Genomic DNA, 9777 nt, shown 5'->3' with positions numbered 1-9777 from the left:
GGGCAGCCGGCGGCTGCCCGGCCCGAAGCGAGAGGGGTGTCACACGCCGGTGGCGGTGTTCAGTTCGTTGTTGTAGTCGGCGAGTTTGAGGAGCTGGGCGGGACTCAGGACGCCTTGGTACAGCCAGATGTCATCGAGTTCGCCGGAGAAGTACTCGGTCCAGGCGCCGCCGGCCCGGTTGCGGCCCAACTGCAGGCTGCCGCTGGCCTCGTAGGGCTGCGGGGCGCCGGCCGAGGAGACGTGCGGGACGCAGTCGGCGCTGCCGGCTTCGCAGGTCTGGTTCTCCTCCTGGCCGTTGACGTACAGCACCAGGCGTCGGCTGAAGGAGTCGTAACTCAGGGCCAGGTGCGTCCAGTTCTCCCACACCGAGTACTGCGGGGTGTGGGCGATCAGAGTGCGGGGTGCGCCGTTGGCGTCGGCAGTGCGGACCTCGGCCTGCCACTCGCCGCGGGGGTTGCCGTTGGCGTCGAGGCCCAACGAGTGCCAACGCATCGTGACAGCGCTGTTGTCGGTCCCGGGCAGGGAGAGCACCGTCATGTCCCGGGTCGGGATGCCCGCGGTGTTGGCCCAACCTGCGAGCGTGAAGCTCTGGTTGGTGTGCAGCGGGGCGGCGGAGGTGGCCGCGTAGCCGGTGCTGCCGTTCAGGGCCAGGCTGCCCGGCGTCGGGAGCAGGCCGCCGCCGGTGTTGATCGACGCCCCGGTACCCAGGGTCGCGGCCAGGTGCGACGGGCCCTCGTCGGGGGTGGCGCCGGAGGTCGCGGCGTTGAGCTTCCAGCGGCCGGCCAGCAGCGGGCGCTGCTGCACCATCGCGGTGGCCTCGGGGGTGGTGACGACGCGGTCGTAGATCCGGACGTCGTCGATGTCTCCGCCGAAGTACTCGCTGTTGGCGCCCTCGCGGTTGACGGCGCCGATCTGCAGCGGGCCGGGGTTGGCCCAGGGCGAGTTCTGCGTGTAGTCGGACTCGCCGACCAGGTAGCCGTTGATGTACAGGCGGGTCTTCTTGGCGGTGGTGTCGTTGACGCCGATCAGGTGCGTCCACTCGCCGGTGTTGCCGGCGAAGCACGGCACGGTGCCGACCATGGTGCCGGGGGTGCAGTCCTGCTGCCAGGTGCGCACCAGGGTGTCGGCGGTGGTGTCCTCCTTGTAGCGGCCGAAGGACCAGCGCTTCCAGCCAGCCGAGTAGTACAGCGCGAACTCGCTGTTGTGCTGGCCGATCTGGGTGATCGCGATTCGTGCGACGTTGTCGCTGTCGGCGAGCTTGGGCAGCTTCACCCAGGCCGAGACGGAGAAGTCCCGGGTGCCGTCGACCTGCGGCCGCGAGGTGCGCAGGTAGTCGTCCGTGCCGTCCAGGTGCAGGGCCTGCCCCGTGATGCCGGTGGTGTTGGTCTGCGGGCCGTTGAAGGGCGTCAGGGCGTCGGCCTCGGGAGCGCCGACGACGGGGGCGGCGCTCTCGTCGAGGTGCCAGACGGCCTTGGCGGGGGTGCCGGTGGTGAGCTGCTGGTCGGCGGCGACCTGGGTGATCTCGGCGGGGGTCAGGGCGCGGTCCCACATCTTGACCTCGTCCACGGAGCCGGCCCAGGGGGCGGACCACAGCTTGCTCCAGCGGTCGCGGCCGATCTGCACGCTGCCGTGGCCGTCCCAGACCGACGACGGCACCAGGGCGGAGCCGACGGAGACCCCGTCGACGTAGAGCCGGATGGAGTTGGCGGCCTTGTCGTAGACGCCGGTCAGGTGGGTCCACCGCCCGGTCGGTGCGACGGTGGGAGAGTTGATGCTGTAGCTGGTGGCGTCCGCGCCCGCCTCGTTGGTCTGGATCTTGAAGGACCAGTGGGGGTCGGTGCCGCCGGCCATGCCCACGCCGAGGGTGTACGAGAAGTAGTCCGGGCCGTTCTGGCTGACCGCGACCCGCGTGTTCGGGGTGCCGTCGAACTTCACCCAGGCCGAGACGGTGTAGCTCTTGGAGGTGTCGAGCACCGCCGCGTCGGTCTGCGCGTAGCCGTTCTGCGCGTCGCCGTTGAAGGTCAGCGCACTGCCGAGATGGCCGGCTGCGCCGGGCGTGGCGCCGGTGCCGAGGGCGAGCGGCACCTGTGCGCCGGAACCGTTCAGGTTGCCGTCCATGCCCCAGCCGGTGCGCTGGCCCTGCCCGCCCAGGACGTTGAAGTAGTACGCCTCGGGCTGCGAGACGGTACCGGCCGCGTTGACGGCACGCGCCGACAGGACGTGCAGGCCCGGGGTCTGCGGGAGGACCTTGACGGTCTGCGCAGCACCGCCGGTGGTGGCCAGGTCGGTGAACGGCGAGTTGTCCAGCGCCCACTGGTACTTGGTGACGGTGGTGCCCGCGGCCTTCAGGGTGAAGGAGGCGTACCTGCCGACGCCGTCGGTCCACGGCAGGGAGGCGGTGGCGTCCGTCGAGCCCGGGTAGTTGGCCGAGGTTACCGTCGGACCGGCGGGGACGGAGGTGTCGACGTTGAAGTAGCAGGCGGTCGGGTCGCCGTCCGAGGACCACGGCCCCCAGGACCTGCCGTCCCAGGCCCGCGCCTCCCAGCTCACCCGGGTGTTGTGCGGGAACACGTCCGGCAGTTGGTAGGTGAACTGCGAGCCGGAAGCCTTGAAGTCGCCCGGTGTGTTGTTCTCCGCGCCGGTGGACCACCAGCGGCGGCGCAGACCGTCGCCGGTGTCCCACGCCACCGCGAACTGCACGGCGATCGGGTCGCCGTCCGGGTCGGTCGCCCGGTTGACGGTGACCTGCGGCACCCGGTTGACGTTGACCGGGTCGAACTGGCAGGCCGAGCCCGGTGACATCGTCATGTCCGGCATCGCGATCTGGTTCGGGCGCAGGTTGTAGTACACCTGGAGGTAGGCACCGTCGGTGAACCGCTTCCAGCCGTAGGCGTCGCCCTCGTTCTGCGCCTTCAGACCGAAGGTGATGGTCTGCCAGCCGCCGTTGGCGGCGTCCTGCACCAGGTTCTTCACCCCGGAGTCCTTGTCACCGCCCCACTCCAGCCAGTCGTCCGCGCAGCCCGTGTATCCCTTCGCGTCGTTGATGGTCTGGATGTTGCGGATCCAGAAGGCGGAGTTGTTCTGCGAGTTCCAGGTCAGGCCCCTGGAGATCGCGCCGCTCCACCACAGCTCCACCGGGCGGGCGTTGCACGAGTACGCGTGGCTCTCGTACGTCCCGAAGGTGGCCTTCAGGATCTCCTTGCCGGCGAACGCACCGCTCGGCACCTGGTAGAACGCCCGCTTCACGTCCAGCGGCGCGCACCGGGAGGTGTCGCCGCAGTAGCCCACGCCCCAGTCGTGCACGTAGTCGGCGGTGTAGGTGAAGTGCCAGTACGTCTGGTTCGGGTACGTGCGCGACACGCCCGCCCACTCGTTGGCCAACGGGGTGTTCCACTGCGGGTCGATCATCACCGGGTAGACCGTGGCGGGATCGTCCAGCATGCCCTGGTCAGGGGTCAGGACCATGCCGCCCTTCGGCAGGTCCACCTTCAACCGGGTCATCTTGGCGCCCTCACCCGGGACCGCGTCGCTCTTCGCCTTGGCCGCGGCGGACGGGGGCGCGGACGGGCCGGCCGGCGTCGAGGAGTCCCACATCACCGGTGGCGCCGCCTCGAAGACCGTGCCTCCCCCGGCCCGGTCGACGGCCTTCAGTGAGCCGTCGCTCTCCTGCTTCACCGTCAGGCCGTCGCCCTGCAGGCCCAGCCGCAGCGCGTCCAGCTCGGGGTTCTTCGCGGCCTCGGGCGTGTGCACCACCAGGACCTGGCTGAAGCCGGTCGCCGAGGCGGTGAGCTTCAGGTCCACGTCCGGCAGGATCGAGCGGTACTCCGCCGTCTGCCCGTCCAGCACCGGCTTCGGCAGCGCCTTGGGCCAGCTGAGCTTCAGCTCCTTGCCCGCCTGCGACATCCGCACCAGCGGCTGTCCGCTGCCACCGCCGGAGAACTCGACGTCGGCGGTCGTCGCCTTCGGCGCCACCGCCCCGCTCGGCAGCACCGCCAGCGTCGGATCGACGTCCACCCAACCGCGGCCCGCCTTGCGCACCCGCTTGGTCTGCAGGTAGGTCGTCGACAGCAGCCGGCCGTCCGGCTGCGCGACCACGTCCGAGGTCTCGCTCTTGAGGGCCTCGACCTCCACCGGCTTGCCGGTCCGCTTGGCCTCGGCGACGGCCAGCCCCTCCGCCCGGTCCTGCTCGGACACCGGCCTCGTCGGCTTCGCCGGCTTGTCCGAGGCGCCGACCGGTTCGGCCGCCACCGCCGGGGCCACCGCAGGTATCCCGGCCGCCCCCGTCACCACACCGACGGAGAGCAGGACGGCGGTCAGAGCCCGCCCCCACCCCCCGCGCACGGATCTCTTCCGCACGCCACACCCCCCAAGGAATCGACATTCTTCGCGTGCGACACGGGGCTCCCGCCATTGCGCGGCAACGCTTTTCGCGTGACGACGAACATCGACCCCCCGGTCGGCGGTTCACCGTAACGATCCCTTCGCTCCTTGCGGATGTGCACAGCCTCCACGGGTATCGACACAGCGTCCACAACCTTTGCGGCCGGTCCGCCCGCGGGACCGGCCGCCTACGCCGGGGCGGAAAGGGCGCCGTCGCCCGAGCCCGACCGTCAGGTACGGGACGATCGCCGACTCACGCACCCGACGACGCGGGATGCCGTCGTCCCGGTCCAGGGGCTACTGGGAGCCCGCGCGCGAGGCGAGCGCGTGGTTGCGGTGCTCGCGGGGCGGGAGGCCGTAGGCGGTCTTGAACGCGCGGGTGAACTCCGACGCGCCGAGCATGCCGCAGCGGGCCGCGATCGCGTAGATCGGCACGTGCATCAGGGCGGGGTCCGCGAGGTCGCGATGGGCCCTCGCCAGGCGCTGGCGGCGGATGAACGCCGCGACCGTCTCGCCGTGGGCGTGCTCGGCGAACAGGCGGTGCAGGTAGCTGAGCGAGATGTGGTGGGCCGCGGCGATCACCGGCGGCGCCAGCTCGGGGTCGTGCAGGTTGTGCCGGACGAACAGCCGGACGCTCTCCAGCAGGGCCCGCTGCCGCCCCTCCGGCGACACCGTGTTCTCCGCGTCGAGTTCACGGGCGAGCCAGGCCGCTATCAGGTCGACCACGACCATGCCCAGCCGGGACGCCTCGGCGGGGTCCAGCACCGCGGCCTGCCGGCCCGCACCGAGGACGAAGTCCGTCAGCAATGCACCGGTGCCCGCCCGTCCCGACAGCTTCCGCCCCAGCAGGTCGAGCAGTCTGTGCCCGGGGATCGGCAGCAGCGACGCCGGCAGGTCGAGGGCCAGTCCCTCCACCCGGGGCTGCTCCGAAGCCGGACCCCGCACGCCGAAGCACCGGGTGTCGTACGGGTAGGAGCTGTGCGCCAGGTGGATGTCGCCGACCTTGAACGCCTCGGTCCGCCCCGAGCGGGGGGCCACCGCCACGCCGCGGCCCGCGGTCAGGACCGTCACGTGGAACAGTTCCTCGTCGGAGCGCCGGATCATCCGCTCGGTCCGCTTGACCCGGATCGAGGGGAAGGACGTCCCCAGCAGCGAGACCGGCCCCAGCGTGAACTGTCTCATCTGCGCGCTGAAGCTGTCCGCGTACTCGCTGGTCATCTCGGCGGCCCGGGTCCTCCCCATCACCTCCCGCCAGTACTCGAAGCTCTCACGCCCCGAAAGGCCTTCGTTCCCGGCGCCGTTCGTCTGCTCCACCACTTCTCCCCGACGGATCTGGTCACCTGGCGCCCGATCGACGACGATGACGGACGAGTCGAACGCCGGAGGAACCGGTAGGAGGGTACCTGCCCGGGACGGGGACGGCGCACCGCCGAGCGTTTCGGTTGCCGGGCGCGGGCGGGAGGTAACGGGAAGTTACCCCCCGACGGGGGTTCAAATGGTCGGCGCAGGGGCGGAGACTGGGAGTCATGGGGCAGGCCGAGCCCCGGGAGGCGATTCCCATGCCCATCCAACCCGTCTGGCGCTCCGTCGTGGTGGCCGCCGCCGCGCTGGCCACCGCCACCGCGGTCAGCACCGCCGCCCCCGTCTACGCCCAGGCCGCGACGTCGACGACGGCGACGACGGCGACGAGTCACGTGACGGCCTGGACCAGCGACGGCTGGGGCGGCGGCACCGTGGTCAGCCACCCGGCCGGCATCAACTGCCACCAGAGCGCGTGGGACCCGTACACGTACGACGAGAACGCGGCCCCGCAGCCCGACACGTCCGGCACGTGCGACGCCGTCTTCCCGGTGGGCACCGTGGTGACCTTCACCGCCACGCCGGATCCCGGGTCGAACCTCAACTACGGTCCGGACCCGGCCAGTCTGACCGTCCGGGCCGGGTACAACGCGACGTACGTGGTGTTCTGCCCGAACGACGGACTCTGCTCCGCCTGGTACTGACCGGACGGCGGCCGGGGCGGCGGCCGGGGGCGGCCGGTTCAGTCCGGCAGGCCGTCGAGGTAGTCCTCGTACACCGCGACCTTGTACCGGACGATGTCCAACGAGCGCTGCAGGTCGGCGAGTTGGTCGAGGACACGCTGTTCGTGGGCGCGCAGCAGGGCGAGGCGGGCGGGTTCGGTGCCGGCGCCGGCGCGGGCGAGTTCGGTGTAGCGGCGGATCTCGGGGATGGGCATGCCGGAACTGCGCAGCACGATGCAGAGGTTGAGCCACTCCACGTCGCCCTCGGTGTAGCGGCGCCGTCCGCCGCCCTCGCGCCGGACGGGGTCGGCGAGGATGCCCTCGCGCTCGTAGAAGCGCAGGGCGTGCACGCTCAGGCCGGTGCGGGCGGCGACCTGGCCGATGCTCAGGGTCGCGGGGGCAGCGGGTCCGTCCGGTGTGCTCACCGGACCAGCATAGGAGGGAGCGGCGCAGGAGTTGATCTAGAGCCGACTCGAGCTCCTAGAGTGGCCCGCGGCGCGCCCCACCGGGTGCGGACGGAAGGGGAGGAACCATGCGTTACCGGATTCTCGGCGGCACCGGCATCGAGGTCAGCGCCTACTGCCTGGGCACGATGATGCTCGGCGCGGTGGGCAACCCGGACCACCGCGAGGGCGTGCGGCTCGTGCACACCGCGCTGGACGCCGGGATCAACTTCGTCGACACCGCCGACATGTACTCGGCGGGCGAGTCCGAGGAGATCGTCGGCGAGGCCCTGCAGGGGCGGCGGGACGACGTGGTGCTGGCCACCAAGGTGCACTTCCCGATGGGCGAGGGGCCCAACCGGGGCGGCAACTCGCGGCGCTGGATCCTGCGGGCGGTGGAGGACAGCCTGCGGCGGCTGCGCACCGACTGGATCGACCTCTACCAGGTGCACCGGCCCGACCACCGCACCGACGTGGAGGAGACCCTGTCGGTGCTGGACGACCTCGTCCGGCAGGGCAAGATCCGGGCGTTCGGCTGCTCGACCTTCCCGGCCGAGGAGATCGTCGAGGCGCACTGGGCGGCCGAGCGCCGGGCACTGCCCCGGTTCCGCACCGAGCAGCCGCCGTACTCGCTGCTGGCCCGCGGCGTGGAGTCCTCGGTGCTGCCGGTGGCCCGCCGCCACGGCATGGGCGTGCTGACCTGGGCGCCGCTCGCCTCGGGCTTCCTGACCGGCCGTTACCGCCGGGGCGGCGCGGTCGACCTGGGCAGCGGGCGGGCCGCGCTGACCCCGCACCGCTTCGACCCGGCGCTGCCGGAGAACGTCCGCAAGCTGGAGGCGGTCGAGCAGTTCGTCGAACTGGCCGAGGGCATCGGCTGCACGCTGCCCGAACTCGCCGTCGCCTTCCCGCTCGCCCACCCGGCCGTCACCTCGGTGATCCTCGGGCCCCGGACGGTCGAGCAGCTGGACGGGCTGCTCAAGGGCGCGGCGCTGACCCTGGACGACGCCGTCCTGGACCGGATCGACGAGATCGTCCCGCCCGGCACCGACCTCTACCGGGCGGACGGCGCCTGGCGCTCCCCGCACCTGGCCCCGGCCGCCCGCCGCCGCCCGGCCGCCGAACGGGCCGCCGCCGACGCCGGGGCCTGAGCGGCACCGGGGCCTGAGCGGCACCGGCCCGGGAGGGCGCCCGGCGCTCAGCCCCCGGCCGGCAGCCGGCCCTGCAGGGTGCGGGACAACTCGGCGATGCAGTCCGCGAGTTGGCGGTCGGAGAGCCGGGCCGGGTCGTCGCCGCAGCCGGTCGCGGGGGCGGTGGGCTGCGGGGCGGGCGTCGCGGGCGCGGGCGTCGCGGTGGGTTCGGGTTGCGGCTGGCCGCCCGGCGGGGTGATCGGGCCGCGCAGGGAGACCAGGTTGGGGGTGACGGTGGCGTCCCCCGAGAGGTCGATGTAGTCCTGGGTCTGGCCGTTGAAGTCCACGAAGCCGCGCCACATGTCGTGCCCGAACGGGATGATCTCCTGGAGCGCGCCGCCGGGGCCCGCGCTGATGGTGATCGAGGTCTGCTGGGCCATGTAGGAGACCATCCGGCTGGTCAGCACGTCCAGGTTGACGGACGGCGCGTCGTCGGCCCGGACGTACACGTGCAGGTCGTTGAGGCCGCCGTCGACCCGGTCGGCCTGCAGGACGGCGAAGGCGACCACCAGTTGGGAGGAGCTCTCCCGGGGCACCAGCGGCGTCACGTAGTACAGGTGGCCGTCGGCCTTGGAGCGGAGCAGGAACTCGCCGGGGTTGGTGGCGTTGGCGGCGGCCGAGGTGTGCTCGTAGCCGAAGTTCCGGTCGTCCTTGGCGCCGCGCCCGCCGAGCCACTGCACCTCGTGGATCTGGGAGCGCACCACCGAGGCCGGGTAGACCGCGCCGGGCAGGTCGCCGGGGGCGGCGGTGGGCCGGTAGGTGACGTCGGGGCGGCCGTCGGCGGAGCCCTTGAGCACCAGGACGCCCGCGGGGGGCCAGGACGGTGCGCTGCTTCCAGGCGGTCTGCCGGGCCACCGAGATGACGACGACGGGCCGGGCGGTGCGGACGTCGGGGCCGTCGCAGTAGCCCCAGACGTCCTGGTCGCTGTAGACCAGGTCGGGGAAGCGCTCGGCGAGCAGGTTGCGCAGGCTGACCGCGCCGGTGCCGCCGAACGCCCGGTCGAAGGCGTGGTCGCCGCGGAAGCCGCAGCTGGCGACCGAGTTGGAGCTGCCGTCCCAGACCGCGACGCCCTCCATCGGCTGCTCGCCGGAGCCGTCCAGCACCGCCGTCCACGCCCCGGCGCCGTCCGCGGAGCCGGGCAGGTAGTGCAGGCTGTGGCCGAGCAGGTGGACGCCGGAGGTGAGGCCCGCGCTGTCGGTGAGCGCCTTGGTGGCGGCCGCGTAGGAGGCGGTGCGGGCCTCGAAGGCGAAGTCCGGCATCGGGGCGGTCTTCACGCAGGCCGGGACGTCCGAGGTGCCGACCAGGTCGCAGCGGTCGCCGTCGCCGGGGCGGCTGTGCTCGGTGACGGGCAGCACCGAGCGCGGGGTGGCCGCGCCGCCCGCCGGGATGTCCAGCACGGTGGAGCGGGCGTAGAACCGGCCGGCGTCCTTGTCGTCGTCCCACAGGCCGGTGCCCGCCCGCACCAGCGAACCGAGCAGGGCCAGCACCACGACGGCCGTCGCCAGCCGCGCCCACCGGCTGCGACGGCCCGCCCCGGACTCCTCCACGACGTACCGGACCGCGAGGAGACTGCCCGCGAAGCCGACCGCCAGCAGGAACCAGAACAGCGGCGCGGCGTCCAGCGGGCCGCCGTGCGGGAAGAACTGGCGCTCGATCAGCAGTCGGTAGCTCTGGTCCTGCTGGCCGAAGCCGCCGAACACGACGTGCTTGACCACCCACACCAGGAAGGCCAGCAGCGGCAGCCA

At 72.4% G+C, this 9777-nt stretch carries 9 protein-coding genes; 5 read left to right on the top strand and 4 right to left on the bottom strand.

Annotation, left to right across the window (positions count from 1 at the left end; genetic code table 11):
- Nucleotides 1–39: 39 nt before the first annotated feature.
- A complete protein-coding gene (locus QSK52_RS21975; RefSeq protein WP_285737839.1) occupies nt 40–4194 on the bottom strand; it encodes a LamG-like jellyroll fold domain-containing protein in 4155 nt (1384 codons plus the stop codon).
- Nucleotides 4195–4677: 483 nt separating this feature from the next.
- Complete coding sequence (locus QSK52_RS21970) at nt 4678–5622, bottom strand: AraC family transcriptional regulator (RefSeq protein ID WP_435053321.1); 945 nt, start codon at nt 5620–5622, stop codon at nt 4678–4680.
- Between the two features lie 317 nt (nt 5623–5939).
- Here QSK52_RS21970 and QSK52_RS21965 point away from each other — a divergent pair, with 317 nt between their 5' ends.
- Nucleotides 5940–6383: a hypothetical protein gene (locus QSK52_RS21965; protein WP_285737837.1), complete on the top strand. Its 444-nt coding sequence runs from the start codon at nt 5940–5942 to the stop codon at nt 6381–6383.
- Nucleotides 6384–6421: 38 nt separating this feature from the next.
- Here QSK52_RS21965 and QSK52_RS21960 read toward each other — a convergent pair whose 3' ends face one another.
- Nucleotides 6422–6826: a MerR family transcriptional regulator gene (locus tag QSK52_RS21960; RefSeq protein WP_285737836.1), complete on the bottom strand. Its 405-nt coding sequence runs from the start codon at nt 6824–6826 to the stop codon at nt 6422–6424.
- Nucleotides 6827–6933: 107 nt separating this feature from the next.
- On the opposite strand from QSK52_RS21960, the gene QSK52_RS21955 reads away from it, so the two are divergent.
- Complete coding sequence (locus tag QSK52_RS21955; protein ID WP_285737835.1) at nt 6934–7992, top strand: aldo/keto reductase; 1059 nt, start codon at nt 6934–6936, stop codon at nt 7990–7992.
- Nucleotides 7993–8039: 47 nt separating this feature from the next.
- Here QSK52_RS21955 and QSK52_RS21950 read toward each other — a convergent pair whose 3' ends face one another.
- Complete coding sequence (locus QSK52_RS21950; RefSeq protein WP_285737834.1) at nt 8040–8828, bottom strand: hypothetical protein; 789 nt, start codon at nt 8826–8828, stop codon at nt 8040–8042.
- Nucleotides 8829–8992: 164 nt separating this feature from the next.
- Between QSK52_RS21950 and QSK52_RS21945 the strand changes: the two genes are divergently transcribed.
- From QSK52_RS21945 to QSK52_RS21935, 3 genes are all read left to right on the top strand, one after another.
- Complete coding sequence (locus QSK52_RS21945; RefSeq protein ID WP_285737833.1) at nt 8993–9178, top strand: hypothetical protein; 186 nt, start codon at nt 8993–8995, stop codon at nt 9176–9178.
- Between the two features lie 84 nt (nt 9179–9262).
- Nucleotides 9263–9445, top strand: a complete 183-nt coding sequence (locus QSK52_RS21940; RefSeq protein WP_285737832.1) for a hypothetical protein — start codon at nt 9263–9265, stop codon at nt 9443–9445.
- A gap of 36 nt (nt 9446–9481) precedes the next feature.
- Complete coding sequence (locus QSK52_RS21935) at nt 9482–9700, top strand: hypothetical protein (protein WP_285737831.1); 219 nt, start codon at nt 9482–9484, stop codon at nt 9698–9700.
- Nucleotides 9701–9777: the final 77 nt, after the last annotated feature.

The sequence above is a fragment of the Kitasatospora phosalacinea genome (assembly GCF_030268885.1).
Taxonomy (GTDB): Bacteria; Actinomycetota; Actinomycetes; order Streptomycetales; family Streptomycetaceae; genus Kitasatospora; species Kitasatospora phosalacinea_C.
Note: the sequence above shows the minus strand (reverse complement) of the source record. Positions and strands in the feature narration are given on the sequence as shown.

Excerpts from the sequence above, each read along its gene's own strand:
- QSK52_RS21970 (WP_435053321.1), bottom strand. The coding sequence starts at position 5,622 with ATGGGGAGGACCCGGGCCGCCGAGATGACCAGCGAGTACGCGGACAGC.
- QSK52_RS21965 (WP_285737837.1), top strand. The coding sequence starts at position 5,940 with ATGCCCATCCAACCCGTCTGGCGCTCCGTCGTGGTGGCCGCCGCCGCG.
- QSK52_RS21955 (WP_285737835.1), top strand. The coding sequence starts at position 6,934 with ATGCGTTACCGGATTCTCGGCGGCACCGGCATCGAGGTCAGCGCCTAC.